23 protein-coding genes and 3 tRNA genes are annotated in these 26,583 nt (G+C 42.6%); 16 read left to right on the top strand and 10 right to left on the bottom strand.

Features of this window, described 5'->3' with window-relative positions; all coding sequences use genetic code 11:
• The first annotated feature begins 192 nt into the window (after positions 1–192).
• The 11 genes from WC639_04410 (at position 193) to WC639_04360 (ending at position 12,906) form a co-directional block, all read left to right on the top strand.
• Positions 193–3,138, top strand: coding sequence for an AIR synthase-related protein (locus tag WC639_04410; GenBank protein MFA6307018.1), 2,946 nt, complete (start codon positions 193–195; stop codon positions 3,136–3,138).
• Positions 3,131–3,769, top strand: a complete 639-nt coding sequence (locus WC639_04405; protein MFA6307017.1) for a phosphoribosylformylglycinamidine synthase subunit PurQ — start codon at positions 3,131–3,133, stop codon at positions 3,767–3,769. Before WC639_04410 ends, WC639_04405 begins: the two co-directional genes overlap by 8 nt.
• A gap of 209 nt (positions 3,770–3,978) precedes the next feature.
• Entirely contained in the window at positions 3,979–5,211 is a 1,233-nt protein-coding gene (locus WC639_04400; GenBank protein MFA6307016.1) for an AIR synthase-related protein, read from the top strand.
• A 165-nt stretch (positions 5,212–5,376) separates the two neighbouring features.
• A complete protein-coding gene (locus WC639_04395; GenBank protein ID MFA6307015.1) occupies positions 5,377–6,135 on the top strand; it encodes a class I SAM-dependent methyltransferase in 759 nt (252 codons plus the stop codon).
• Between the two features lie 112 nt (positions 6,136–6,247).
• Complete coding sequence (locus WC639_04390; GenBank protein ID MFA6307014.1) at positions 6,248–6,628, top strand: hypothetical protein; 381 nt, start codon at positions 6,248–6,250, stop codon at positions 6,626–6,628.
• Positions 6,629–6,651: 23 nt separating this feature from the next.
• Positions 6,652–7,563, top strand: coding sequence for a tail fiber domain-containing protein (locus WC639_04385; protein ID MFA6307013.1), 912 nt, complete (start codon positions 6,652–6,654; stop codon positions 7,561–7,563).
• A gap of 24 nt (positions 7,564–7,587) precedes the next feature.
• The gene (locus WC639_04380) at positions 7,588–9,072 is read left to right on the top strand and encodes a LamG domain-containing protein (GenBank protein MFA6307012.1); all 1,485 of its coding nucleotides are present in this window, start codon (positions 7,588–7,590) and stop codon (positions 9,070–9,072) included.
• A 53-nt stretch (positions 9,073–9,125) separates the two neighbouring features.
• Positions 9,126–9,896, top strand: a complete 771-nt coding sequence (locus WC639_04375) for a hypothetical protein (GenBank protein MFA6307011.1) — start codon at positions 9,126–9,128, stop codon at positions 9,894–9,896.
• Positions 9,897–10,184: 288 nt separating this feature from the next.
• Entirely contained in the window at positions 10,185–11,702 is a 1,518-nt protein-coding gene (rny, locus tag WC639_04370) for a ribonuclease Y (protein ID MFA6307010.1), read from the top strand.
• 111 nt (positions 11,703–11,813) lie between these two features.
• Positions 11,814–12,614, top strand: coding sequence for a TIGR00282 family metallophosphoesterase (locus tag WC639_04365; GenBank protein ID MFA6307009.1), 801 nt, complete (start codon positions 11,814–11,816; stop codon positions 12,612–12,614).
• Positions 12,615–12,624: 10 nt separating this feature from the next.
• Positions 12,625–12,906 (top strand): HU family DNA-binding protein, encoded by a 282-nt coding sequence (locus tag WC639_04360; GenBank protein ID MFA6307008.1) that lies wholly within the window; start codon positions 12,625–12,627, stop codon positions 12,904–12,906.
• A 53-nt stretch (positions 12,907–12,959) separates the two neighbouring features.
• On the opposite strand, the gene WC639_04355 is transcribed toward WC639_04360, so the two are convergent.
• The 4 genes from WC639_04355 to WC639_04340 all read right to left on the bottom strand — a co-directional run bounded on the left by WC639_04355 (position 12,960) and on the right by WC639_04340 (position 13,746).
• Positions 12,960–13,032: transfer RNA gene (locus WC639_04355), tRNA-Lys, on the bottom strand.
• 5 nt (positions 13,033–13,037) lie between these two features.
• Positions 13,038–13,114 (bottom strand) — tRNA-Met (locus WC639_04350).
• 143 nt (positions 13,115–13,257) lie between these two features.
• Positions 13,258–13,329: transfer RNA gene (locus WC639_04345), tRNA-Arg, on the bottom strand.
• 90 nt (positions 13,330–13,419) lie between these two features.
• Positions 13,420–13,746 carry a hypothetical protein gene (locus WC639_04340; protein ID MFA6307007.1) on the bottom strand — a complete coding sequence of 109 codons (327 nt, stop codon included), beginning with the start codon at positions 13,744–13,746 and terminating at the stop codon, positions 13,420–13,422.
• 225 nt (positions 13,747–13,971) lie between these two features.
• On the opposite strand from WC639_04340, the gene WC639_04335 reads away from it, so the two are divergent.
• Positions 13,972–14,235, top strand: a complete 264-nt coding sequence (locus tag WC639_04335; protein MFA6307006.1) for a hypothetical protein — start codon at positions 13,972–13,974, stop codon at positions 14,233–14,235.
• Positions 14,236–14,351: 116 nt separating this feature from the next.
• On the opposite strand, the gene clpP is transcribed toward WC639_04335, so the two are convergent.
• From clpP to infB, 4 genes are all read right to left on the bottom strand, one after another.
• Positions 14,352–14,930 (bottom strand): ATP-dependent Clp endopeptidase proteolytic subunit ClpP, encoded by a 579-nt coding sequence (clpP, locus tag WC639_04330; GenBank protein MFA6307005.1) that lies wholly within the window; start codon positions 14,928–14,930, stop codon positions 14,352–14,354.
• 210 nt (positions 14,931–15,140) lie between these two features.
• Positions 15,141–16,094, bottom strand: coding sequence for a bifunctional oligoribonuclease/PAP phosphatase NrnA (locus tag WC639_04325; protein ID MFA6307004.1), 954 nt, complete (start codon positions 16,092–16,094; stop codon positions 15,141–15,143).
• A gap of 128 nt (positions 16,095–16,222) precedes the next feature.
• The gene (gene rbfA / locus WC639_04320) at positions 16,223–16,564 is read right to left on the bottom strand and encodes a 30S ribosome-binding factor RbfA (GenBank protein MFA6307003.1); all 342 of its coding nucleotides are present in this window, start codon (positions 16,562–16,564) and stop codon (positions 16,223–16,225) included.
• Positions 16,565–16,566: 2 nt separating this feature from the next.
• Complete coding sequence (gene infB, locus WC639_04315; GenBank protein ID MFA6307002.1) at positions 16,567–18,534, bottom strand: translation initiation factor IF-2; 1,968 nt, start codon at positions 18,532–18,534, stop codon at positions 16,567–16,569.
• Between the two features lie 100 nt (positions 18,535–18,634).
• On the opposite strand from infB, the gene WC639_04310 reads away from it, so the two are divergent.
• Together WC639_04310 and guaB are read left to right on the top strand one after the other, a co-directional pair.
• On the top strand, positions 18,635–19,897 hold the full coding sequence (locus WC639_04310; GenBank protein MFA6307001.1) for a glycoside hydrolase family 1 protein: 1,263 nt from the start codon (positions 18,635–18,637) through the stop codon (positions 19,895–19,897).
• Positions 19,898–19,969: 72 nt separating this feature from the next.
• Entirely contained in the window at positions 19,970–21,499 is a 1,530-nt protein-coding gene (guaB, locus tag WC639_04305) for an IMP dehydrogenase (GenBank protein MFA6307000.1), read from the top strand.
• Between the two features lie 78 nt (positions 21,500–21,577).
• Here the strand turns inward: guaB and nspC are convergent, their stop codons facing one another.
• Complete coding sequence (nspC, locus tag WC639_04300) at positions 21,578–22,774, bottom strand: carboxynorspermidine decarboxylase (GenBank protein MFA6306999.1); 1,197 nt, start codon at positions 22,772–22,774, stop codon at positions 21,578–21,580.
• A 21-nt stretch (positions 22,775–22,795) separates the two neighbouring features.
• Entirely contained in the window at positions 22,796–24,046 is a 1,251-nt protein-coding gene (locus WC639_04295; GenBank protein ID MFA6306998.1) for a saccharopine dehydrogenase family protein, read from the bottom strand.
• Positions 24,047–24,205: 159 nt separating this feature from the next.
• Between WC639_04295 and speB the strand changes: the two genes are divergently transcribed.
• Positions 24,206–25,102: an agmatinase gene (gene speB / locus WC639_04290; protein ID MFA6306997.1), complete on the top strand. Its 897-nt coding sequence runs from the start codon at positions 24,206–24,208 to the stop codon at positions 25,100–25,102.
• A gap of 26 nt (positions 25,103–25,128) precedes the next feature.
• The gene (locus WC639_04285) at positions 25,129–26,094 is read left to right on the top strand and encodes an EamA family transporter (GenBank protein MFA6306996.1); all 966 of its coding nucleotides are present in this window, start codon (positions 25,129–25,131) and stop codon (positions 26,092–26,094) included.
• Positions 26,095–26,583: the final 489 nt, after the last annotated feature.

Genomic DNA, 26,583 nt, shown 5'->3' with positions numbered 1-26,583 from the left:
TAATTTTCCAGCCTGGCATTTTTTGCCGCTTGACTTTTTTAGTAAAATTAGGTAAAATCTTTTTAGAAAATAAAAAAACTAACCCAAGGAGGAAGGGGGTTAGTTTTTATTTTATATACGGCACTTTAACAATTCGCAGTTTATTTTGATTTGAAAGATAAAAAGATAAATAGAAAGGGAAAGGTGAAAGGGATGAAGCTAACCAAGCAACAAATTAGATTATTGCAGTTGATCAAGGGCGCAAAGTCTTTAGGCGATTATACGGTTATGGCAACTTTTGAGTTAAAAGAATTAGGGTTGATGCATTATAGCGGACCAAGATTCAAATTAACAGAAGAAGGTGAAAAAATACTAAAACGAGAGGAGGAGAAGATGAACAGTGTTATTAGAATTGCGGTTGCGCCAAAGCAACCGAGGAAAGGCGAGGTAGGCGTGTATATTATTTATAACATTGACCTGCCGTCAAGCGAGGTCGAAAAATTGTCATTACTATATCCGGTTCTTCATGACAGCGAAGTTGAAAATATTATTGATGAATTACCGGAAGGAGATTTTCACGAAGTTATGTTTAAGAATGCCATTATTGATCCTCAGAGTAAGACAATCGGCGAGGCCTGCAAGAAATTAGGAATTAAAGTAGAAGCTGTTAAAGTTGGCACTCGCTATTATGGAGATGCTTTCAAGGGTGTAACCGTTAATCCTAACGTGGAAATTTGTTTTACCAAAGAGCCGGAATTTACGACTCTCAAACCGGCCGGTCAACGTATTCCGATGGATACCTACAATTTATTGCTAATGACTGATGAACAACTTTCAGGTTTAAGCAAGAATCTTAATCTTTCTTTGTCTTTAAAACAGATGAAGAAAATTCGCAATGACCAAAAGGAACAAGGTCTTTCCTTTGTTACCGATTTGAGGTTGGACGTCTACGCGATTCGTTGGTGCGATCACTGTAATCACAACTGGTGGCAGGAGCTGGGGCAACTGCTTCAAAAACTTCGTAAAACCACGGAGGAAATCAACAACCCCAATGTTCTTTCGGCTTTTTTAGATAATGCTGGCGTTTGGGATTTTTATGACGATCTCGCTCTGGTTTTTGGCGGAGAGACTCATAATAGTCCATCGCGTAAATTTACCTTTGGCGGCCAGCTAACCAAAACGGTGGGCCATGACCGCGATGTATACCAGACTGGACGTGGGGCTAAACCGATCGGTCATCTTGAGATGACTACTGTTGGAGAATTTGTCCGCAAAGTTTATCCCGTGCTTGAGAAATATGTATTTTCTGAAGCGCAGGTGGCTCGCGAAACCATCGCGGCCATAGCTAAGGCCGGGAACACTACCGGCATTCCCATGAATCTTGCCAGAATGTACAGCCATCCGGCTTTTGGGGTAAAACCTTTCGCTTTTGGCGGAACCTTAGGTATTACTACCAAGGAGGCAGCGTTAAAAGGTTTGCCCCAAGCTGGCGATGAGGCATGGATTGTCGGCAACAGGTCAGGCAATGACGGTTATCACGGCGGCACAGTAGCTTCGGGTACCTTAAGCGAGCATTCCGATAACGCAGCGGCAGATCATGTTCAACTCGGAGATCCGTTCACGCAGCAGAAGATGATGCAGGCGACTTTTATGATCCGTGATAAAGGCTGCGCGCGGGCGCGTAATGATTTCGGCGCCGGCGGTTTCATATCCGCTTTTGGCGAAATGGCCGAACCGAAAAAATTGCCTTGGGGTGAAAGTTATGCTGGCGGGCTGTTATTGAATTTCGCTTTGCCGCCCCTTAAATGCGCAGGACTTCCCGATAAAGTGTTGGCAATCGGTGAAAGCCAGGAGAGATTCGCTTTCGCGATAATTCCGGAAAAAGTGTCGGAATTCGTCGCTATTTGCGAACTCATGGAGTTGGAATGCACGAGAATCGGAGTTTTCACCGGCAATCGCAGATTGCAAATTATTCGCGATGAAGAAGTTCGTGAATTTACTAAAGACACTCCGCTCTCTGGTGAAATTCTTTTAGACTTGCCGTACGAAGTGTTTGAAAATTGTCCTTTATCAGAAATTGAAGTAATTGAGCCGCCGCGTAAAGATGTGCCTATATTTGTTCCTATTATCAAAGAGAATGTTGAAGATATGACGGTAATGGTGGTTGGGCATTTTGACAACTGTAATCAGTCAAGAGCGCGGCTGCAATATGATTCAACGGTTCAGGGAATTTGCTTGCAAGGGCCATTATACGGCGAGAATTATAATGTTGGTTCGCACTTGGCTGTATCTAAGCCGGTTTATGGCAAGCCTTATGGCGCTACCACCAGTATGTGCTTTAGTCCATGGCTTTTCGAGGCCGATCCAATCGCCGGTGCCTTTTGCGGATTTCTTGACGCCTACATTACTCAAGTAGCTGCAGGAGTGAATCCGGACGATATTGCCATGGTGGAAAATTTTTATTCTCCTAACCGCGATCCTTATGCTCCGTATTATGTAATTAAACAGGTGGAAGTTCTTTGTGAACTACAGAAACAGACCGGGCCGATTATTAACGGTAAGGACAGTAATTATGGTTCTGGCGAATATGAAGGACAGGTAATTAATATTCCGCCATCCGTAAACTTTATGGCTCTTGGTAAAATTCCTGATGTCTCTCGGCTGATCCTTCATCAGTGGCATCGTCCAGGAAACTTACTTTATAGTTTAGGTAGAAGAGCCTATTCCCTGGCCGGATCAACTCTGGCATCTTCACTGGAAATTATTGCCGGCAAAGTTGATACTATTCCTATGAATGAGATTAAAAGTTACGTGCAGAGTATTTATCAAGCTGCTTTTAACGGCATATATCTTTCTGCCGTTCCGGTAAATCGCGGCGGGTTGATTTTGCGGTTATTTGAAGGCGTTGAGGCATCGGGTTTCGGCGTAGAAACCGATCTCTGCGCTGAATTATTCCCGGAGAGTTTCGGCACGGTATTAGTTGAGGTGAAACCGGAAAATTCCATTAAACTGGAAAATTTATTTGGCGGAGACGCTTTGTGCGTTGGCCGTATAATTAAAGACAAAGGTATTATTATTAATAATCAACGTCTAAATTGGAAGCGGCTATTTGATGGCTGGAATACTCGTTTTGCGAAGGAGGTATATAATAATGCATAAGAAAAAAGTGGCCGTATGGTATTGGCCGGGTACGAATTGTGAGGTGGAGAGCCTGGAATCTTGGAAATTTCTCGGCGCTGAAGCAGAAATGGTGTTTGCCAAACATTTCGTTTCCGGCGTTAAAAAGGTGACAGATTACGATGTTCATCACTGGACCGGAGGATTTACTTACGGTGATGATGCCGGAGCGGGTTCCATCGCCACCTTAATGGCCAGGGAAGCCATTGAAATGCTGAAGCAAACCGAACTTCCGGTTATTATGGAGTGTAATGGTTTTCAAATCGGAATGAGAGCTAAAATTTTCGGCGATGGCTTGTCTTTGGTGCAAAATGATTGTGGTGAATTCCGCAGTATGCCGGTTATTCACCGAGTCGTGAGGTCTAATTGCATATGGACCAAAGGTTTTGAGGGTAAAATTCTTAAATTCCCCTCGGCCCATAGATATGGGAAGTTGGTTGTGACCGGAGATAGGCAGCCTAATGTCGCGCTGGTCTATGAGCCAGAATCTCCCAATGGCGGGCAAATTGCCGGCATTTATAAAGGCAATTGGTTCGGGTTGATGGATCATCCCGGCCGGCCGTATGACAATCCCGATGGCTTGTTAATTTATGCCAATGGATTGGAGGCATAGTTAATTGTTCATTATAAAAAACATTTCACCCCGCTGACGCTAGCCGCCAGCGGGGATTTTTTGTTTGACTTTTTAGCCAATATAAAATAAAGTATAAATGATTAAAAACAGGGAGGATCCTAATAGGAGGATGCTCTTTTTATTATTAAAGAATTTATAGGGTAGGATATAATAGAGTTAACCATTTTGGTTGAAAGGAAAGGGTGAAAATGATGGCTGAAAAAAGAGAAAGTGATTATTTTAAAGAGACGATTGAACCAGGGGATTTGGTCTCATCTCTGGCAAAAAAGATCAATGACGCTAGTTTAGGCAATAATGAAATTTTGCGGCCTATTGTTAAAAAACGTGGGTCTTTTCGCGGCATGGTGTGTATTAATTGGAGTAAGGCTGTATTAGAGATGATGTCCCGCGATGAAATGTATATGATCCCGCAGAATGATGGCGCAGGACATAAGCCGGGGTGCTTTACGCTTCTTTCCAGCCCTAGGCATTTTTATTTTCTGGGTAGGGAAATAATTGAAATGTGCTATGAGGACATTGTGCGCGATGGCGGTTTGCCTGTAGCCATGCTGGCCAATCAGATTGATTTCAAGCGTATAACTGAGGAAAATTTGTCGCTTATCAGGGCGCTTCTTACGGGTTATGGCATGGCGCTGAAAGAGACAATGACTATGAATATCACTGGTGAAAATGCAACTATGAAATTGGCTATTACGACTTTCTGCGATGACGGCAGCCCCGAACAACTCATTCTTACTTGGACCGGGACAGCTTTAGGTATTGGACATGTTGACAAAGAAATTGACGGATCGGCGATTGAACCCGATATGCCTATTGTCGGCCTTAATGAAGAAGGCGCCAGGTGCAATGGTTACACAAAACTCATTACAATCGGCACGAAAAAATGGGGCAAGGTTTCGTCGGTAAAACTACTTCCTACTCCTGCATTGCACTATTTTGAAGAGCTTTGTCGTCCGTCCGTCAACTATTCCAGGACAATAACGCGGGTTCATGGCTGGCTTCCCGACGGCAACATTAAAAAGGCTGACGTTGCCATAACCGGTATCGCTCACATAACCGGGGGAGGCGTCTGGAGCAAGCTTGGGGAAATTCTTCCCCAGGGCATCGGCGCAGAGCTTAAATATATGCCGGAGCCGCCGACAGTATTGCAGCTGGCTCAAAAAATTTCCTATGAAGTGCAAGGGGCTGATCTTACACCGATCACCGACTTGGATGCTTATGGCGATTTCCATGGTGGTTGCGGCTTGCTCGTAATCGTTAAAGATTTAGAAGATGCTGATCTGCTAATAAGCGAAGCCAAGAAGGATGGCGTTGCTGGCCATGTTGTCGGATCAACAACAAGGTCAAATAGTTCTGAAATAATGATTCGGTCGCGATTCCAAGAAGGTAGAATTCTTTCCTCTGAAGAGCTGAAGAAATAAAATTTACAGAAGTAAAATCTACATACAGGGCGAACCTTCGGGTTTGCCCTTTTCTTTTTGACGGAGAAATGGTAAGAAAATAAGAGGAAGACCTCACCCTAGCCCTCTCCTTATTAAGGAGAGGGAAATTCCTCCGGTTTCTTTTGATAGGAGGAGGTAAATTTTATGGATAAGCAAACTCAAAAAAATTTATTAGAATTGGTTAAGCGCAATTATGAAGAAATCGCGGAGGATTTTGACATAACTAGAAAAAAACCATTATGGCCGGAATTGGTAAAATTAGCCGGCATGGTTAAAGATGGAGATAAAATATTGGATGTTGGCTGCGGCAATGGCAGGCTTTTGCAGGCGTTTGTTAATAAAAGAATAGAGTATTTAGGCGTGGACAACAGTGAGAGATTGATTGAGGCGGCGAGAAAAAATATGGATTTCCGCCTGTCTACCGGACAGGCAAGCCTGTGCGGGAATGACAAAGAGGAAATGGCCGCTCGTAATGACAAATATGCGGTTGTCGATATTTTGGAATTGGATAAACTGCCGGAAAATAATTTTGACTATGTTTTTTGCGTCGCGGTCCTGCATCACCTGCCGGGAAATGATTTGCGCGTACGCGCGCTTGAACAGATGAAAGGCAAATTAAAACCGGGTGGAAAAATTATCATTACGGTTTGGAATTTATGGAATCAGAAAAAATTTAGGCGGCTGATTTTAAAATATGGGCTCTTAAAGCTGGCCGGCCGCCATAAAATGGATTTCGGCGATATATTATTTAATTGGAAAAATAATAAAGGCGAGCAAATCGGCCGGCGCTATTACCACGCTTTTACTAAAAATCAGCTTAAAAAACTTGCTCTGGCCGCCGGCTTAAAAATAGAAAAAATATACAAAGACAAATATAATTATTATTCGGTTTTAGGTAAATAAAGTTAAAAATAGCCTAGCATGCTATAGTGCTATTTTTTATTTTACATAAATTGGTTAATTTGGTATAATATAATTGTAAATTTATTAATATATAGCAATAAATTTTAATTTTATGTCTTCAAAAAAAGCTGTTTTAATTATTTTAATTTTATTTTTAATTATAGTATTTGTTTTTGTTGTTTTATACGTTAATAAAGCTATCGCGCCGAGCGACGGGTTAGACACTAATCAAACTGTTATCTCGGATGAAGACAGGCAAAAAATAGTTGATCAGATTAACGCGGAAATAATAAAGCAGGAAGAGAATAAAACTCCGGAAGAAAAAGCCGCTGATCTAAAAGCACAAGAGGAAAGGCAGAAAATAGTTGATCAGATTAACGCGGAAATAGTAGAAAAGGAAGAGAACAAAACCCCGGAAGAAAAAGCCGCGGACTTAAAAGCGCAAGAGGAAAGGCAGAAAATAATTGATCAGATTAACGCGGAGATAAAATAAAATTATTTATAATTTAAAAAAATATGGCGATTTTTAATTTTAGTAAATTTTTAAACCAGTCGGCGGAGTTAGCTAAAAAGAAATTTAAAAACTTTAAAACCTCCTTTCTTTTTATTTTTGCCGTAATTTTAACTCTCGGCCTGTCCATTTCTTTCCAATCGTTGTTAGCCGACTGGACCGCGCCAGTGGCTAATCCGCCAACCTGCGCTAGCGGTAATCCGGGCTGTTCCGCGCCGCTTAATGCCGGACCTTTACTGCAAACAAAATCAGGTCCCCTCTGGATTAATACTGACGGTATTTCCCCTCTAGGTTTAATCGTGGAAAATGGCAACGTCGGCATCGGAACAGCTGGACCAAGCAATTTATTGCATATAGAAAAAGCGATAGCAACCGGAGCAAACGACGGAATTTTAGTTAAGTCAACGGGCGTGGGGCAGGCGCAATTAAGATTGCGAAGATCCGGAGGAACGGCTTCGGATTGGTATATGTATGCGCCAGAAGCTTCAGCGGATTTAAGATTTTATTCTCCGGGAGCCGGAGAGTTAGTATCTTTTACTAATACAGGCAAAGTTGGGATTGGGACATTGGCACCGTCGCAAAAATTAGACGTTAACGGCAATGTCCAGGCCACGGCTTTTCTTTATTCTTCGGATAAAAATTTAAAAGATAATATTGAAATTTTATCTAATTCTTTAGATAAAATTTCGCAGTTAAACGGAGTATCTTTTTCTTGGCGCGATAACGGTCAGAAGTCAATCGGTTTAATTGCGCAAGATGTGGAAAAGATATTCCCTGAGCTGGTAACTACCAGTCCGGACTCCGGCTTAAAATCGCTTAATTATGCCGGCCTGATCGCGCCTTTAATTGAAGCGGTTAAAGAACAGCAAGCGGAAATCAAAAGTTTAAAAGAGCAACTGCGATTGCTGGAAAAATAAAAAATAAATTTAGAAATTACTACAATGAAAATAGCGCTAAACAATAAAAAAATCGGTTTAATTATTTTTTTAGTCGGGTTTTTTATATTAGTTATCGCCGGGATTAGCTGGGCTGATAATTTTTGGGACCAAGGCTATCAGGTTAATCCGGGCGGCACGGCCGACGTTGTAATCGGCAGCGAGGCCGGAGATTGCTATAAAATAATCAATAACTCAACTAACAATTATTTTATACCCACTAAAACGCAGGCCGAATGGGAGGCATTTAGCAGCCATTTACCGTCCGGTTTGTCGGTGGAAAGTTGTTCATCCATGCCTACACCGGTGATGGAACTGCATTTTAATGATGGTCCGGGCGCGACATTTTTTACAGATTCGTCGGGAAATAATAATCACGGCTCTTGTACCGGAGGAAATTGCCCGACTTGGACAACGGATGGCGGGGGAAGCGGGGCATATATCTTTGATGGAACAACCGACTATGTAACAGTTGCTGATAGCAATAGTTTGGATATTACCGATCAGCTTACGATGAGCGCTTGGATTAAAACTAGCAGTTCCTTACTCTCCTATATTCTCTCAAAAAATTATGCGCAACAAGCATATGCCATGTATTTAGATGCTAGCCATATAAGGGTAGTATTAAAAGGACAATTTATCAGCATGCCAATTTCCATTGTAATTCCTCTTAATAAATGGGTTCATTTAGCTTTAACACGGGATGGTTCCGTCGCTAAATTTTATGTTAACGGTGAAGAAAGATATAGTTTTGCTAATTCAGGCCTTCTGCCGGCCAATGCTTTAAGATTGCTTATCGGCGCCAGAGATGATGCGACCTTAGGAACGGCAAAATATTGGAATGGCATTTTAGACGAAATTATGCTTTGGAACGTGGCTTTGACTTCCGATGAAATCCAGGAAATATTAATGGATTCGCCGCCGCCCGGCGTTTGGCTAACTAGCAGCTGCGATGTTGGCGCGAACCTTTGCGGTAGCGGCACCAGAGATGTTTGGTGTACGCAAGAAAATACTTGCAATGAAGGAGAAAAGCCGTCTACTAGCTGTACGGTCGGCTGTCAAACAGGCGCGACTTGCGTTAGCGGCTCATGCGTTTGCACTCCGCATACATCCACAACGTGTTACGGAGGCGATGTTTATTGGATGAACAGCTGTAACGTCAGAGAAGAGCTAAAGCAGGATTGCACGGGTAGTGAGACTTGCAGTTACGATTCTGCCACCTCGCAATATATCTGTAAACCACCAACGTGGCATTGTGGCACAACTTGCAATACTTGGTATGTTGCTATCCCATCATTAAAAGTTGGCGCTTGCCCTGGCGCTGTATGCTCGCCATCAGAAGGAACAAAATATGCGACATGGGGTTATGGCAGCATTTGTACATCGCCGCCAGGAGCTTATTTGCTCAACGGCGCATGCGGTAACGCTTGTCCGTATAATTGCAGCGGTAATCTTTGCATAAAGTGCATAGATAGTTGCTCGTGTTATTAAGTTAATAAGTTTGTTTAATATATAAAAATTAATAATTATTTGCTATTGTAAAAATGGAAAAAGATAAAAATATTACAAATACAAAACAGAAGGTTAGCGATCCCGCTTTATTGAATGTTGAAAATAATAAAATAAGCGACAGCTCTATAACGCTGAGCAAATTAAAATGGCTGATTTTTATTATATTCATTTTTTTTCTAATCGGCGGTTTATTTATTTTTGTAATTTTGCCAAAAAATGTTATTAATAAAAATTTAAATCCGTGGACTAAGCAAAATTCGGCGGAAGATGCAATAAAAAATAATCAGGGGAAATTATGCGGAATTAATAATGATGCCATACCCGGAATCGGGCGATTTGAATTAATGCTGGAGCAAGACCAGGCGCTTACCTGTCTTGGTAGATCTATAACAGAAGAATGTTTACCCGCCCGGGTAGAATTAACCGACAATTTTGCCACTTCAATTATCCTATACAACAGGAAAGACGCAGAAGGCAAATGTCTAATAGGAATGATTGATAATCGGACAGCGGAAACCGAACAAAAAATCGGGGAAGCGGAAAAATACATAGAATGTCCTTTTGATATTAAAAATATAGAATATTTATCTCCCGCGTCTCCTTCTAAAGATTACGCCAATTTTGTTATGAATATTTATCATTATTTAACTCTGGAAAAAGAAAATGGCTCCTCTGCCTGCAAGGGCACATTGATTACCTCCCGGAGCGCTATTAAACCGACTGAAATTAGCAATCCAGATATTGAAAAAATGAAAATTGAGATTGAAAAATCAGGTGGGAAATTAATAGAAAACAACCGATAGCGATTTGCCGTTGGCTTTATGTTTAGATAGTTTATCAGCCTTGCCAAAACTCCCGCCTTATGTTAAGCTGGAAAATGTAAATTAATAAAAATAATTTCCAGCGGTCGGACAGCTTACGGACAATTCAGGCGGGATTAAATTTTACTTTAGATTAGCAATTAATTTTGTGGCACGTAACATTTTCTCTAAAATATCAAATTGCGTTCTCAATATTTTGCCCAAGCTAAAATAAACGTTTGGTCTTGTTTTGTTTGTAACAACTAACCTCCGGCGCTGGAATGCCATTCTATGTATTATATTATTATTGGAATTCTAGCTGTCATCGGCGGTTTTTTTGTTGGCTATTTTGTCAGAAAAAGCCGTGGTTTAGCCCAAGTTTCCAGCGCCGAAGCCCGCGCGGAAAAAATCTTAACCGAGACTAAGGCCAAGCAAAAAGAACTGCTACTCGAAGCCCAGGAAAAGGCTTTAAAAATCATTGAAGAAGCGAAAAAAGAAGATGAATTAAGGCGCCGGGAAATTAACGGTCTGCAATCTCGCTTAGAAAAACGCGAAACCGTGTTTTCGCAAAAACTCTTGGAACTCCAGGACAAGCAGCAAGAGCTTTATGACAAAGTCAATAAGCTTGAAGAGGTTAAAGAAAAAATCAAACAAATTAAAGAAGAACAGCTGGCCAAATTGGAAAAAATCGCCGGCTTGTCCAAAGAAGAAGCCAAACAGGTTTTATTTAAAAACATTGAAAGCGATATTAAAAACGATTTGGTTATTAGAATCAACAAGCTGGAGAAAGAATCCTCGGACGCCTTAGACGATAAGGCGCGCGATTTAATGGCCGGCGCTATCCAAAGATTGGCTTCAACTTTCGCCACGGAAATCACTACCACCACGGTTGATTTGCCTAACGATGAAATGAAAGGCCGGATTATCGGTCGCGAAGGGCGGAATATCAAAGTTATTGAACAGCTTACCGGCGTGGAAATTATCGTTGACGATACGCCTAACGCCATAACTATTTCCGGCTTTTCGCCGATCAGGCGCCATATTGCTAAAAGAACTTTAGACCATTTAATTAAGGACGGCCGCATCCACCCGACTAAAATTGAAGACGCGATCAAGCAAGCTAAGGAAGAATTGGCTCTAGACATTAAAAAAGCCGGCGAAGAAGCCATGTACGAAGTCGGCGTAACCGGTTTTGACCCGAAATTAGTGCAAATAATCGGCCGATTAAAATACCGCTCAAGCTATGGCCAAAACGCTTTGCGCCACTCGGTGGAAGTTGCTCATTTATCAGCGCTACTAGCCGAAGAGTTAGGCGCGGATGTTACTTTGGCTAAAAAGGGCGGGTTGCTTCATGATATCGGCAAAGCGGTTGACCATGAAGTCCAGGGCACGCATCCGGAAATCGGCGCCAACATCGGCAAAAAATTTAATTTAACTCCGGATATAATCGCGCCGATTTTAACCCACCATGAAGACCGCCCCGACGGCCTTATTTCCGTTATCGTTAAAGTGGCTGACGCCATTTCCGCGGCTCGTCCGGGCGCGCGCCGCGATACTTTTGACCAATACATCCAGCGCTTGGAAGAGCTAGAAAAAATCGCCACGTCGTTTGAAGGCATTGAAAAAGCTTACGCCATCCAGGCCGGGCGCGAAGTCAGAATTTTCGTCACGCCGGATAAAATTGATGATTTGGCCGCGATTAATTTAGCCAAGGAAATCGCCAAAAAAATTGAACAGGAATTAAAATATCCGGGCGAAATAAAAGTTAACGTTATCAGAGAAATGCGCGTGACCGAATACGCCAGATAAATTTTTATTTGTCATTGCGAGCGACTGAAAGGAGCGAAGCAATCTCACGCACTCGGAGTTTAACCAAAGATTGCTTCGTCGCTAGCGCTCCTCGCAATGACAATTCATTGTATGTTAAACATCCTCTTCATCGGCGAAATCAACGGTAAAATCGGCCGCCAGGCGGTCCGGGAGATTCTGCCTGAATTAAAAAAAGAGCTTAAGCCGGATTTGGTTATCCTTAACGCGGACAATTTAGCCCATGGCAACGGCGTATCCGAGCCGACGATAAAAGAAATGCTCGCGATCGGGGTTGACGCTTTTACCGGCGGCGATCATTGCTTCGGCAACACCGGCTCGCTTAAAGTCTATGATAGCGACGTACCATTACTTCGTCCGGCCAATTATTCTAACGACGCTCCTGGCAAAGGTTTTACTATTATTGAACTTAAAAACGGCCATAAAATACTGTTGGTTAATTTAATCGGCCAGGTATTCATGCTCATGGATCATGATAATCCATTTCATAAAGTTGATGAAATTTTATCTAATCTTGCCAATAATAACCTATCTGCTATAATAGTTGATATGCATGCCGAAGCCACTTCGGAAAAGATTGCTTTGGGCCATTACCTTGACGGCCGAGCTAGCGCTGTTTTAGGAACGCATACTCATGTCATGACGGCCGACGCGCGGATTTCCGAGCTAGGCACGGCGCTCTTAACCGATGTGGGCATGACCGGCTTCGCCGACGGCGTTATCGGCGTGGATAAAGAAGGCATCATTAAAACTTTTTTGACCCAGATTAAATCTTCGCATGTTATTCCGGAAAGCGGACGCTCGGTTTTCAACGCTGTTTTTTTGCAAATTGATCCTAAAACAAAAAAAACTAAAAGCATCAAGCCTATTACAAAATATATTAATATAAATTAATTTTAAATCTATGAACAAAGCAGGTTTAATAGAAAAAATCGCCGCTGAAGTAGCGGTGACAAAAAAACAGGCCGAAGACATGGTTGAGGCTTTAGTCGGCACAATTATTTCGGAGCTTAAAGCCGGCAACGAAGTTACTATTACCGGTTTCGGCACTTTCATGGCGAAATCGCGCCACGCCCGCGGCGGCGTTAACCCGCAGAAGCCAACCGAACGCATCCAGATTCCCCAGGTTACGGTGGCCAAATTTAAAACCGGCAAGACTTTAAAAGACGCGCTAAAGGGAAAATAAAAAAATTACAACATTAAAAAAGAAGGCTCAAAAAGCCTTCTTTTTTTGTTTAGTGCGCCGTACAGGATTCGAACCTGTGACCTTGTCCTTAAGAGGGACCTGCTCTACCAGCTGAGCTAACAGCGCCTGGATGGTGGTGGCGGGTGGGCTTGAACCACCGACCTTAGCGTTATGAGTGCTACGCTCTAACCAGCTGAGCTACGCCACCAAAATTTACATTTTAAGTTTTAACTTATACCTACTACTGCCTGTGCCCCGGAGAGGATTTGAAGCTCCTCGGTGCTTGCCTCGGGGCCGAAAAAGAAAACGGGGCTAACCTTTTGGCCCGATTTACTCGCCTATATCTATCTGTGCCCTCGCCAGGATTCGAACCCGGAATTCAACGTCCGAAGCGTCGCGTGATATCCATTTCACTACAAGGGCGAAGACTGGCCTATTTACATTATAGCAAAAAACTCCCATGTAGGAGTTATTTGCTATGTTAACACAGTAAAAAATAAAAATCAACAGTGTTTATTCGCCCGCGTTTATGTCTACATCAGGAGTTTCTATCTTTACATTGCCATCAGCATCAACGTCAACTTTAACGCCGTCCGCCTGGCTGTCAACTTTTACGCCTTGATCGTTAACGTTAACGCTAGCTTCAGGCGCTTGCACATTCACTCCGCCTTGATTATCAACTTTTACGCTGCCTTGTTCGGACTTAACTTCAACGCCGTTAGCGTCGGTTTTAACGCTGCCTTCGGGAGTTTTAACGTCTACTCCGCCGTTTAAGTTGCCGGCCGTACAGCCGGTTAAAACCATAGCGACCGCCAGGGAGGCGAAAATAATTTTTTTCATGGTTTTTTAAATTTAATTATAATCTTTTTAAATGATAACAAACCGGCGCGAATTAAGCAATACGCGTATATTTGCATTATACTTAGCTATATTATAGCAAAACCGCGGGTGTTTGTAAAAGGGAAATTTTAATCCCGCCATTGACAGACCGTTTGTTTTTTGGTTTTATTAGAGTAGAAACTAAATAAAAAATAATTTAAATAAAAAAGGAGGAGGAAAAAATATATGGGTAATTTCAATGAACAACCACCGAGTGGAGATGGTCCGATATCGAAAATTTTTAAAAAAGTTAATCCGGGTTTTAAAGGTAGACCTTTAAGTAAAATTGACCATGATAGGGAAGAAGCTATTAGAAAAAGCATGGAAGGCTTAGGCGAAGTATCTGGAACTCATAAGCCTTCATCGCCAGAAGATAAAAAAAGTAAATTCCAGGTCATAAATGGCGGGAAACCAGAAAAATTAAAAACTCTTCCCGATAACCGGATTTAATTTTTTCAAAAAAAGCCAGATAAAAAAGAGCGGAACCATAACTCCGCTCTTATTTTATTTAAACAAAAATTTTGGATTTTTTATCGTCTTAAGGTTTAGCTGGAATGATAAAAAAATTATTTTACAATCACTTTATCAACTATGCCATATTTTACCGCTTCGTCGGCCGACATGAAATGATCGCGGTCAGTGTCTTTTTCAATCATGGAAATCGGCTGGCCCGTATGCTTGGCTAAAATTTTATTTAGTTTTTCTCTGACTCTTAAGATATGCTCGGAATGGATTTTAATGTCCGAGGCCTGGCCTTCAAAGCCGCCCATGACTTGATGGATCAAAATTTCCGAATTAGGCAGGGTAAATCTTTTGCCTTTGGCGCCGGAAGCGAGTAAAACCGCGCCCATAGAAGCGGCTAAGCCGACGCAAATCGTGGAAACATCCGATTTAACGTATTGCATGGTATCGTAAATCGCTAATCCGGCCGTAACCGAGCCGCCGGGCGTGTTGATGTAAAATTTTATGTCTTTGCCTTTGCTTTCGGCGTCTAAAAATAAAAATTGGGCGATAATGATATTGGCCGTATGGTCGTTAATCGGCTCGCCTAAAAAAATGATGCGGTCTTTTAATAGGCGCGAATAAATATCGTAAGCCCGTTCAATCTGCCCGGATTTTTCAATAACGGTTGGAATTAGAGGCATATATTTTTTCAATTAAAAATTATCAATTACGAATTTATTGTAGATATAATATTTTAAATTGTCAATCTGTGATTGTCATTGCGAGCGTAGCGAAGCAATCTCAGAAATGATGCATATAAAATAAAGTGGCAACGTTTTACGAAGATTATAGTTCGTGGGATTGCTTCGTCGCCCCGCAGACGCGGGGCTTCTCGCAATGACAAATGCGCCTTAAATTATTTTCCAGCCATTTTCTGTTTTTTCCAATTTTCCTTCTACCGTAAAGCCGGCCGCTTTGGCATGGCCGCCGCCGCCTAAGGCGCGCGCTAATTTGGAAACGTCTATTTTAGGGTCGGCAGTGCGCAAACTGCCTTTAATTTTGCCGTCGGGCAACTGGCGTAAAAGCATCGTGCCGTTAACCGCGTCTAAGTTGCTTAAAAAGCCGGACATGCCTTCAAGCTCTTCTTCGGTTACTTCGGCCGGCACGTCCGCGCTTTCTAAAACCGTAAAGCCGAAATTATATCGCGGATTGATTTTTAAGCGCGACATAGCCTTGCCCCAGGTTTTCATGGAAGCGATTGACTTATTGCGCCAGGTATTTTCCATGATTTGCGGCAGTTTCGCACCTAGGCGAAGCATTTCCGAAGCGATGTTAACGGTTTCCGGCGAAGTTGACGGGTAGAGAAAATTTCCCGTGTCGGTTAGAATGCCGGTTAAAATACAGCTGGCCATGTTTTTATTTATCCTTATTTTATTGGCTTTAAGGAAATAATATAATATTTCCGCGGTCGCGGCCGCGGCCGAATCGCGGATTTCCAAATCGGCATAGTCTTTTATTTTCGGGTGATGATCAATCTCTATTACCAGCTGATCGGGTCGGCGGGCTAAAATTTCCTTTTCCAGCTTAGTGCGCTCAACATTACCGCAGTCAAGCGCGATGATTAAATCAAAATCAAAATTTTCAATATTATTTTTTAGCTCTTCCAGGTGCGGCAAAAAACCGTATTGATGATTGACTTGGCTATAGCAGTAAAGCCGGTATTTTTTATTTAAGAGGCTTAAAATTTCCGCCATTAAGCAAGCCGAAGCCAAGGCGTCACCGTCCGGCTGTTCATGAGTGACAATCAGGATATTTTGTGATTGTTTTATTAAGTTGTAGGCTTTGGTGTATAGTTGGATATCCATAAAATATGATCTGTCATTGCGAGCTTTTGGAAAAAGCGAAGCAATCTAACATATATGTTGTCTTGAGCAAAAGTTTGTTGTTCGTGAGATTGCTTCGTCGCCCGATTATGGGCTTCTCGCAATGACAATTAAAGCTCCTCCTCTTTTATCTGCTTAATTACTTCTTCTATTTCCGCCGCCCGGCGCTCGGTCGTATCAAGCACCCAATGGAACCTCGGGATCTGCCTGATTTTTAATTTATTTTTTAATTCTCGGCTAAACAGGCTGGAAAGTTTCCACATTTTTTTTAAAACCGACGGGCCGAATTTATCCGGTAAAACCGAAATGGCGATTTTAGCGTGCTTTAAATCGGTTGAGCAATTAACAAAACAAACGGTGATTAGGCCGTTGTCTAAGGCCACCTCTTTTATTATCAGGTTGGCCAATTCCTCTTTTAGCTGTTCATTCAGTTGTTCAATGCGTCGGGGCATAATTAGGTTTGTTTTTTTACCTTTTCCATTTTATAAAACTGCAAAATATCATCAACTTTAATCACCGGCTTGCCTTCAAAATTAACGCCGCATTCCTGGTTAACGTCGACTATGCTGACGTCCTGCTTGGCGATTTGCAGTTTAGCCAATTTTCCCTCGGCTATAACCGCTTTATCGCGCGTAACTTCAATCGAGGAGTTAGCTTCAATTTTTCCGTCAATTATCCGCCCGCCGACTATTTGGCTTGATTTTTCCGTTCGGAAAATCGCTAAGACTTTCATCCGCCCCAGATCAACCCTGATCATTTTTGATTGGATAAAACTTTCCACTTCGGCTTTAAGGTCGTTGATTAATTCATAAATTATTTTGTAGCCTTTTATTTCAATATTTTTTTCTCTGGCTAATTTTTGCGCTTGCGGAGTTATTTTAACGTTAAAGCCTAAAATTTTAGCTTGGTTGTCCTGGGCTCGCGCGATATCGCCTTCGGTAATATTGCCCAGGCCTTTAGCGATAATATTTATTTTTACTTCTTCTTGGTCTATTTTAGCCAGCGATCCTTCAATGGCTTCGCCCGAACCAAGAACGTCGCTTTTAATGATAATGTTTATGTTTTTAACGTCAGCCGCTACTTTTTTTTCTTCGGTTTTAGCGGCCTCGCCGCCGGCAGAGAAGGTTTTTCTGATTTTAATTTTTTCGCCTTGGCCGATCTGCATAATATCGCCGACGGCCGGCGCCATTTTCAGGCCGATTATTTTCGCCGGCATGGAAGGCAAAACTTCTTTAATGTTTTTCCCCGTGTAATCTTCTAAGGCTCTTACTTTGCCGTAAAACATGCCGTTAAAGATCATCGGGTCGCCGACTCTTAAGCGGCCGTTTTGGATTAAGACCGTAGCCACCGGGCCTTGGCCGCGGTCAATATGCGATTCAATAATCGTGCCCGAAGCGCTGGCTTTAGGGTTGGCCTTAATATTCTTTTCTTCCATTTCAGCGGTTAAGAGCAGCATATCTAAAAGTTCGCTTAAGCCAAGGTTATTTTTAGCCGAAATCGGCAGGCAGACGGTTTTACCGCCCCAATCTTCGGGAACGACTTTAAGCTGTTCGCCTAATTCGCGCTTAACCATGTCAATGTTGGCTTCCGGCTTATCAATTTTATTTATGGCCACGATGAAAGGAATTTTCGCCGCTTCAATAATGCGGTAAGCTTCCACGGTTTGCGGCTTAACGCCGTCGTCCGCGGCCACGACTAAAATGGCGATGTCGGCAATGCGCGCGCCGCGGTTTCTCATGGCCGTAAAGGCTTCATGCCCCGGAGTATCTATGAAAGTAATGGGCTTGTTTTTATGGATTATTTGGTAAGCGCCGATATGCTGGGTGATGCCGCCGGCTTCGCCGGCCACTACGTCGGTTTTTCTGATGGCGTCCAGCAGTTTTGTTTTGCCATGGTCAACATGGCCCATAACCACGACGATCGGCGCTCGGGATATTAAATCAGCTTGATTTTCTTGGCTAAAAACCTGTTTTAAAATATCCAGGTCGGCTTCATTCTTAACTTCAACTTCTCCGGCCGGCGTTATATTAAGGCCTAAATCTTGGCCGATGATGGCCGCGGTATCAAAGTCAATTTTTTCGTTCAGCGAGCTAAAAATGCCGTTTTTCATCAGCTCGGACAAGATTCTATTAACCGGCGCGCCGGTCAGGCTGGAAAAATCCCTGACGGTTATAAAGGCGGGAATTTTTATTTCTTTGGCTTCTTGAGCTACGGCCGTATTTACGGTTTCTTCTTTTTTAGCCGTTTGCTCTTTGGCCGCCAGCTGTTTAATCAATATCGGCCATTCTTTAATAATCCTTTGCGCGGTTACATTATCCACTTTTATGGCTTTTTGGCCGATATCAAAACCGATGAGCGGCAGCTTATCGCGCAGCTCCTGGGTCGGAACCCTTAAAATTCTGGCTAGTTCGGTTATGTTCATGGAAAAAATTTATAATTTATTTAATTACTTTACAATAAAATTAGCCTAAAGTCAACTAAAAAAATGGTAATTTAAAAATTAAATGTTATAATATTATTATATGTCCAAACAAATACTAAGATTTCCCGCCGGCTTTCTTTGGGGCGCGTCTACTTCGGCTTATCAAGTTGAAGGCGGGATTATTAATGATTGGAGCGAATGGGAAGAAAAAAATGCTGATCGCTTAGTGAAGCAAGCTGAAACATATTGGCATCGTTGGCAGCAAGAAAAATTTCCGGAAATGTTTAACCGTGATAATTATTTTTGCGGTTCGGCCTGCAAATCGTATGAATTATTTAGTCAAGACATAGAATGCCTTAAAGAGCTGAATTGCCAAGCTTATCGTCTAGGGGTTGAGTGGGCGCGAGTTGAGCCTGAAGCAGGAAAATTTGATATGAAAGCCATTGAGCATTATCGGTTAATTTTAAAAACGCTTAAAGAAAATAATATTAAAGTGGTTTTAACTCTTTGGCATTGGACTAATCCACTTTGGTTAATTAAAGAGGGCGGCTGGGAAAGCAAAAAAGTTAGAGGGTATTTTAACAGGTACGCGCAGTTTATAGTTGATGAGCTCGGCGACTTGGTTGATTATTGGGTGACGCTTAACGAACCGCTTATGATAATCGGCCATGGCTATTTAGACGGCAAGTTTCCGCCGAACAAAAAGTTTAGCTCGGCCTTATTTAAAGTATTCAATAATTTCGTAGCCGTTCATAAAAATTGTTATAAAATTATTCATAATAAATATCCAGGCGCGCAAGTTAGCATCACTATGACCTCCGGCGCTTTTACCGCGGCTAATAAATATAATCCGCTGGAAAGATTAATGGTTAAGCTGGCTAATTATCTGCGTAACGATTGGTATATAAATCGGGTAAGAGGCTATTTTGATTATATCGGAGTAAATTGGTATCATCATGACCGTTTAGTTTGGTATCCGCCGTTTAGAAAAAATTTGAATGAAAAAATTACCGACCGCGGCTGGGAAATATATCCAGAAGGAATATATATTGTTTTAAAAAATTACAAAAAATACAAAAAACCGATTTATATTTTAGAAAATGGCATCGCTGACGCGAACGATAAATTAAGAGTTGATTTTATAAAAGACCATTTATTTTATATCCATCAAGCCATTGGCGAGGGCGTTGACGTGCGCGGGTATTTTTATTGGTCGTTGTTAGATAACTTTGAATGGGCCGAAGGCTATTGGCCTAAATTCGGCTTATACGCGGTTGACCGCAAAACCTTTAAGCGGACGGCGCGTCAGAGCGCTAAAGTTTACGCCGAGATTTGCAAAAATAATCAGGTTAAGGTAGATTAAAAATAATAAAATCCCCCAACCCTGCCTACCGGCAGGCAGGCCCCTTTGTTAAAGGGGGCTTTCTATAAATATATGTCCAAACAAGATTTATTTTTGAAAAAAGACGGATTTTTTGAAAAAATTGAGGCTTTAGGCTTGGCTTTGTCTTATGGCGACGTCAGGCTTAAAACTTCTTATTCCGAAACCGCTCCCAACGATGTTAAGCTGGCCAGCAGATTTTCGCGCAACGTGCCGCTGGCCGCGCCGCTTGTAAGCTCGCCCATGGATATGATAACCGAGCATAAAATGGCCATTGCCTTGGCCATAAGCGGCGGCTTAGGCATAATCCACCGCGCGCTTAAACCCAAAGACCAGGCCAAGGAAGTCTCACGGGTGAAATTTTATTTAAACGGTTTGATTGAAAGGCCGATTTGCCTAGAGACCAGCCAAACTATCAAGGAAATTTTAAAGATGATAGAGGAAAAAAATTATCCTTTCCGCAGTTTTCCGGTAGTTGACGCGCGCGGCCGCTTAACCGGGCTTATTTCCGGCAATGACATAGAATTTTGCTCTAATCATAATTTAAAAGTCGGGCAAATCATGACCAAGGCTAAAAATTTAGTCACGGCTGAAAAAGGAATTTCTTTAAAGCAATCTTTTATCATGATGCAAAAAACCAAGAAGAAGATTCTGCCTTTACTTGATAAGCAGAAAAAACTGGCCGGCATGTATGTTTACTCCGACGTTAAGCGTATTATTACCGGCGGTTCGCCTTTTTATAATCTTGACGCCAACGGCAATTTAAGGGTGGGCGCGGCCGTGGGCGTCGGGCAAGACGCTTTAGACAGGGCGGAATTATTAAGCGAGCGCGGCGTTGACGTTTTAGTTATTGATACGGCGCACGGCGACTCGCGCGCGGTTTTAGAAACTTTAAAACAGCTTAAGAAAAAATATTCTAAAATTGATATCGTGGTCGGCAATGTTTCGGAAGCCGAATCCGCGGTCAGGCTGGCTAAAGCCGGCGCCGACGGCCTTAAAGTCGGCCAAGGTCCGGGGTCAATCTGCACCACGCGCGTAGTGGCCGGCATCGGCTGCCCCCAGGTTACGGCCGTTTATAATTGCGCGCGCGCTTTAAGAGGCTTAAACGTGCCGGTTTGCGCGGACGGCGGCATTGAATATTCCGGTGATATTACGGTCGCGCTCGCGGCCGGCGCCGACTCGGTTATGCTCGGGAAAATGTTCGCCGGCACGGCCGAAACGCCGGGCGAGGTTTTTATAAGAAACGGCATGCCGGTTAAGCAGTATCGCGGCATGGGATCGCTCGCGGCCATGGAAGCGAGCGCCGCGGCCCGCGAAAGATACAGCCAGAAAGAAACCGGCAAAGATAAATTAGTGCCCGAAGGAGTTGAAGCCGTCGTGCCGTATAAAGGCGAGGTGGAAAAAATTATTTTTCAGCTTTTAGGCGGGTTGCGTAGCGGCTTAGGCTATACGGGCGCTGCCGATATAGAAGAGCTTCAAACTAAAGCGGATTTTTATTATATTTCTTCGGCCGGTTTGAGCGAATCGCATCCGCACGGCATCGTCATGGAAAAAGAAGCGCCGAATTATTTCGGACGGGCGTAAAATACATTTTTTAAATTAAACCGCGGCTGCCAGATCCGGCAGCCGCGGTTTTTATTTGAGCGAAGTGCTTTATTAATTTTAAGACAATCTGTTTTTAAAGTCGTTATAGCCGAATTTTTTTATTAACCTTATTCTGCCGTTTAAGTCCCGCTTCATGATATTCGGCAACCTTAAACCGTTAAAAGTGTTATTTTTTACCATAGTATAAATCGCCATATTGAGAAAAATAATCTTTTGGTCGATGGATAATGGCTGGTTAAAAGAATAATCGCCGATAATATCGCCGGCCAAGCAGCTTGCCCCGCCTAGGCGATAAAGATATTTATTTTTTCCGGCTAGATCGGCTTGTAAAATCGCCGGCCGATAGGGCATTTCTAAAACATCGGGCATATGCGCGGCCGCGGAAATATCCAGGATAGCGATATTAATTTTATTCTTTATGATATCCACGACCGACGCCACTAAAACTCCGGCGTTTAGAGCAATGGCTTCGCCCGGCTCCAAATAAACCTGAAGATGAGGCTGGCGTTTTTTAAAATCTTTAATGGTTTTAATCAATAAATCAATATCATAATCCGCGCGCGTGATATGGTGGCCGCCGCCGAAGTTCACCCATTTCAGGCGCGGCAGAAATTCGCCGAATTTTTTTTCAAAGGCTTTTAGCGTTCGGACGAGTGCATCGGCGTTAAGCTCGCAGAGAGTATGAAAATGCAGGCCTTCCAGGCCGATAAGATTTTCCGGCTGAAAATTCTTTTTAGTCACGCCCAAGCGGGAATAGGGGCCGGCGGGATCGTAAAGCGGCGTTTTGGTTTCGCGATGCTCCGGGTTAACCCGCAAGCCGCAGGAGATTTTTTTGCCCGAATTTTTAACCGCTCCTTTAAACGCCAGCCATTGGGAGAAAGAATTAAAAATCAGATGATCGGAATATTTTATGAATTCGCGGATATTTTTTTTGGTATAAGCCGGGCAAAAAGCATGGACTTCGCCGCCGAATTCTTCAGAGCCGAGCCGGGCTTCGTCAACCGAGCTGGCTTCGGCGCCGGGAAGATATTTTTTTATTAGCGGGAAAACGCTGAACATGGAAAAGCCTTTAAGCGCCATTAAAATTTTGCAGCCGGACTGCTTCTGTACTTTGGCTAAAATCTTTAAATTGCGCTCCAGAATTTTTTCATCAACTATATAGCCGGGCGTTGGCAGATTTTTAAAATCATCGGCCCGCCAGCCGGTTGTATCAATCCAAGGCTCAACAAATGGCTTTTCTTTTTTGACAGTCATAATTAACTGTAAATTATTAATTTAATATTCCTTTTTTAGCGCGTCCGGCAGATCTTTAAGCTCTTTGACCGTCCAGCTTAAGCCGACTTTGGCCATTTCATTTAAGAATATTTTTGAGTTAAGCGATTTATCTTCGGTGTTTTTTACGCCGGCTCCGGACCATTCGCCCTCAAGCACCAGTTTAGCCGCCGTAACCGTCGGGATGGCCGTGGTATAGCCGATGGCGTTGCCGCCGGTTTCTTTAAAAGCTTTTTGGTGGTCGCAGACATTATAAATATAAACAACTTTTTTCCGCCCGTTTTTCAGGCCGGAAATAATGTTGCCGATATTGGTTTTGCCTTTATAGCTTTTATTAAAATCTTCGCCCCTGGGCAAAATTGCTTTAAGGAATTTAACCGGCACGACCGAACAGCCGTTGTAAGCTACCGGATCAATCCTGGTTAAGCCGACGTTATAAAGCACGCGCAGATAAGTAAGATACTGCGGAGAAAAAGTCATCCAGAAGCGCAGGCGCTTTAGCCCGGGAATATGCTTAACCAAACTTTCCATTTCTTCGTGGTACATCATGTAAGGCGTGAATTTTCCGGCTTCCGGAAAGTCAAATTCAAAATAAGCCGCTCCTTCGTCAATCAGCCGGCCGCGTTTTTGCCATTTGCCGTTTTTCCAAAATTCAATCGGCAGAATAAGCTCGCGCAGATTTATTTCCGGGTCAAAATTCGGCGCGAATTTTATTTTTTTGTCCTTGGAGCCGCCGTTGCAGTCAAGAATATCAATCGTCTTAATTTCGTCAAAAAGATAATCGCGGGCGTATGCGGAAAAAATATTGGAAACTCCGGGATCAAAACCCGCGCCTAAAATCGCCAACAGGCCTTTTTTCTTAAAAGCCTTGTCTTTAGCCCATTGCAGTTTATGGGAGAAGCCGTATTTTTTCGGGTCTTCGTAGCAAGCCGTATCAATATATTTCACTTTTGCTTCCAGGCAGGCGTCCATAACGGTTAAATTATCGTAAGGATGGCCCCAATGGACTAAGAGCTCGGGCTTAACTTTTTTTATCAGGCTTAATAAAAATTTTTTATCGCTGACGTCGCCCTGATGGATATTGAGCTTAACTTTGCCTTTGCTTCTTTTTAAAATAGAAGCTTTTACTGTTTCGCATTTTTTAGAAGTGCGGCTGACCACATGGATTTCGGAAAAAGTTTTCGGTAGCTGGGCCATTTTATGCAGGCCGACGCTGCCGACGTTGCCGCAGCCGATGACCAGGATTTTAGACATAGTTTTTATTTAAGAATATAATAAAAGTTTACTATCCCGGCAACCATCTGTCAATCATGGGGCGGAGCTTTTAGGCTTAAGAAATTAAAAAGATTGTTAATTTTCTCAAAGGTGTTAAAATTAATATAAATAATCATATAAATAATTAAATATAAAATTATGATTGCAAAATTTGGCGATTGGCCGGAAAAGTATTCCGCGCTTAAAGAATCTAAAATAGTTTTATTGCCTGTGCCGTATGACGGCACCAGCACCTGGCTTAAAGGCGCGGATAAAGGCCCGAAAGCCATTATTGATTCTTCGGTTAATCTTGAATGGTATGACATAGAAACCGGCTCCGAAGTTTATAAAAAAGGCATTCATACCGCTAAGCCGGTTAAAATTTCGGCTAAGCCCGAGCTAATGGTAAAGCAAGTTGAGTCGGCGGTAAAAAAATATTTGGCTCAAGATAAAATGGCGGTTGTCCTCGGCGGAGAGCACTCGGTCAGCCTTGGGGCGATCGCGGCTTATAAGGAAAAATATCCAGATTTGCATGTTTTGCAATTAGATGCCCACGCTGATTTAAGGCAGGAATATTCAGGGTCAAAATTCAACCATGCCTGCGTTATGGCCAGAGTAAAAGAGATTTGCCCGATCGTTCAGGTTGGCGTTAGAAGCCTGGATATAAGCGAGCGGTTAGGTTTGGCGGCGGGCAGGATTTTTTATGCCCAGGAAATTTATGATAATAAAAATTGGCAAGAAAAAGCTTTGGCTAAACTATCGGGCAAAGTATATATTACCATTGACCTTGATGTTTTTGACCCAAGCATTTTGCCCGCGACCGGAACGCCGGAGCCCGGAGGCTTAAGTTGGTATCCGGTGATTAATTTTCTAAAAAAAGTTTGCCAAGAAAAAGAAGTTATTGGCTTTGACATAGTTGAGCTATGCCCCAATAAAATTGATAAAACATCAGATTATCTCGCGGTTAAGCTGATTTATAAATTGTTAAGCTATATTTTTAATGATTTTAAGCCTGCTTCGGCCGGCCGCCTCGCAATCATGGATAAAAAATGCTAAAATATAGCCAGATAATCAAATAATTTATGTGGATTTTTATCGCTGTCGGCGCGTATTTTATCAATGCCGGAGTTTATATAGCGGATAAATTTTTGTTGTCCAAAAAAATCCATTCCTCGATCGCTTACGCCTTTTATGTCGGGATTTGGAGCGTCTTTAACGCTTGCCTGTTGTTTTTTTGGCCCTGGATGCCGAATCTCCAGGAAATGACTCTTGATTTACTGGCCGGTTTTTTATTTTTGGTAACTTTGGTTTTTTGGTATAAAGCCCTGCATCAAAGCGAAGCTTCGCGCGTGGTGCCGATCGTCGGCGCGCTCGTGCCGATTTTCAGCTTTATTTTGTCGTTCGTTTTTTTAGGTGAAACTTTATCCGAGCGGCAGCTATTGGCTTTTGTTATTTTAATCTGCGGCGGCGCTTTAATTTCCATAAAACACACCAAAGTTTATTCCTACCAAAAAGTCATAGCCAGATTCAGGGAAGTTATCGGCGATATTGTCGGCGAGGTGCCGGCTGGCGTCCAGCCGACCAGCCGTATTTTAGTTAATTCGGTGACGGCGGCGGTTTTTTTCGCCGCTTATTATGTTTTGATGAAATATATTTATATGTATCAGCCGTTTGTCGGCAGTTTTGTCTACTCGCGGCTAGGATCTTTCATCGGCGTGCTTTTAATGCTGTTCATTCCTGATTGGCGGCGGGTAATTTTTAAGCAGCAGCGCGGCGCGAAAACTCCTAAAAATTTATTTTTCTTTTTGCTTATCAGGCTTATGGCCGCGGCCGCTTTTATAATGATTAATTACGCCATCAGCTTAGGCAACGTGGCTATGATTAACGCTCTGCAGGGCGTGCAATATTTATTTCTGTTTGTCATAATTATATTAATTTCCAATAAGTTCCCCAAAATGTTAAACGAACAGCTGGGCGGCGGCGTGCTACTCCAAAAATTAATCGGCACGGTAATGATTTGTCTGGGGCTGTATTTGTTTATTATGTAAAATTACCGTTTGTCATTCCCGCGCTTGTTCGCCTCTGGTGGGAAAGCGGGAATCCAGGAGTTAGAGGAATAAAGATAATTTTTCTTTTTATTTAGTAAATCATTTGAACATTGTAGTATATCTTTTTTTAAATTAAAATATTCGTGACGCTGCGCTAGGCCTTACTTTTTATGACTAAAAAGTAAGCAAAAAGTCTTGGGGGTTTCCGATTGGCTATCTCACCGTTTTATCTTCGGCGCGCTCGCCTTGACGCCAACTCCAACCCCCAAACCCCCTGGCGACTTTTAAATATTTTATGAATAATTTTTTGACATGCAATATTTAATATTTTTATTCACAATTTTATTTTTTCTTTTAGCTTGGCGCCGGCTAGACCTGGCGGTTATGCTTTTAATCGCAGCTCTGCCGGCTTATTTAATTAGGTTTAATATTTTTGGCTTGCCGTCCACGCTTTTGGAAGTTATGATCTGGGCGGTATTTTTAGTTTGG

It is taken from the genome of Patescibacteria group bacterium (genome assembly GCA_041662965.1).
Taxonomy (GTDB): domain Bacteria; phylum Patescibacteriota; class Patescibacteriia; order Patescibacteriales; family GWC2-42-12; genus JACPHD01.
The sequence above is the reverse complement of the archived record's forward strand: the minus strand, read 5'-3'. Positions and strand labels throughout refer to the sequence as shown.

Excerpts from the sequence above, each read along its gene's own strand:
- WC639_04410 (MFA6307018.1), top strand. The coding sequence starts at position 193 with ATGAAGCTAACCAAGCAACAAATTAGATTATTGCAGTTGATCAAGGGC.
- WC639_04405 (MFA6307017.1), top strand. The coding sequence starts at position 3,131 with ATGCATAAGAAAAAAGTGGCCGTATGGTATTGGCCGGGTACGAATTGT.
- WC639_04400 (MFA6307016.1), top strand. The coding sequence starts at position 3,979 with ATGATGGCTGAAAAAAGAGAAAGTGATTATTTTAAAGAGACGATTGAA.
- WC639_04395 (MFA6307015.1), top strand. The coding sequence starts at position 5,377 with ATGGATAAGCAAACTCAAAAAAATTTATTAGAATTGGTTAAGCGCAAT.
- WC639_04390 (MFA6307014.1), top strand. The coding sequence starts at position 6,248 with ATGTCTTCAAAAAAAGCTGTTTTAATTATTTTAATTTTATTTTTAATT.
- WC639_04385 (MFA6307013.1), top strand. The coding sequence starts at position 6,652 with ATGGCGATTTTTAATTTTAGTAAATTTTTAAACCAGTCGGCGGAGTTA.
- WC639_04380 (MFA6307012.1), top strand. The coding sequence starts at position 7,588 with ATGAAAATAGCGCTAAACAATAAAAAAATCGGTTTAATTATTTTTTTA.
- WC639_04375 (MFA6307011.1), top strand. The coding sequence starts at position 9,126 with ATGGAAAAAGATAAAAATATTACAAATACAAAACAGAAGGTTAGCGAT.
- rny (MFA6307010.1), top strand. The coding sequence starts at position 10,185 with ATGTATTATATTATTATTGGAATTCTAGCTGTCATCGGCGGTTTTTTT.
- WC639_04365 (MFA6307009.1), top strand. The coding sequence starts at position 11,814 with ATGTTAAACATCCTCTTCATCGGCGAAATCAACGGTAAAATCGGCCGC.
- WC639_04360 (MFA6307008.1), top strand. The coding sequence starts at position 12,625 with ATGAACAAAGCAGGTTTAATAGAAAAAATCGCCGCTGAAGTAGCGGTG.
- WC639_04340 (MFA6307007.1), bottom strand. The coding sequence starts at position 13,746 with ATGAAAAAAATTATTTTCGCCTCCCTGGCGGTCGCTATGGTTTTAACC.
- WC639_04335 (MFA6307006.1), top strand. The coding sequence starts at position 13,972 with ATGGGTAATTTCAATGAACAACCACCGAGTGGAGATGGTCCGATATCG.
- clpP (MFA6307005.1), bottom strand. The coding sequence starts at position 14,930 with ATGCCTCTAATTCCAACCGTTATTGAAAAATCCGGGCAGATTGAACGG.
- WC639_04325 (MFA6307004.1), bottom strand. The coding sequence starts at position 16,094 with ATGGATATCCAACTATACACCAAAGCCTACAACTTAATAAAACAATCA.
- rbfA (MFA6307003.1), bottom strand. The coding sequence starts at position 16,564 with ATGCCCCGACGCATTGAACAACTGAATGAACAGCTAAAAGAGGAATTG.
- infB (MFA6307002.1), bottom strand. The coding sequence starts at position 18,534 with ATGAACATAACCGAACTAGCCAGAATTTTAAGGGTTCCGACCCAGGAG.
- WC639_04310 (MFA6307001.1), top strand. The coding sequence starts at position 18,635 with ATGTCCAAACAAATACTAAGATTTCCCGCCGGCTTTCTTTGGGGCGCG.
- guaB (MFA6307000.1), top strand. The coding sequence starts at position 19,970 with ATGTCCAAACAAGATTTATTTTTGAAAAAAGACGGATTTTTTGAAAAA.
- nspC (MFA6306999.1), bottom strand. The coding sequence starts at position 22,774 with ATGACTGTCAAAAAAGAAAAGCCATTTGTTGAGCCTTGGATTGATACA.
- WC639_04295 (MFA6306998.1), bottom strand. The coding sequence starts at position 24,046 with ATGTCTAAAATCCTGGTCATCGGCTGCGGCAACGTCGGCAGCGTCGGC.
- speB (MFA6306997.1), top strand. The coding sequence starts at position 24,206 with ATGATTGCAAAATTTGGCGATTGGCCGGAAAAGTATTCCGCGCTTAAA.
- WC639_04285 (MFA6306996.1), top strand. The coding sequence starts at position 25,129 with ATGTGGATTTTTATCGCTGTCGGCGCGTATTTTATCAATGCCGGAGTT.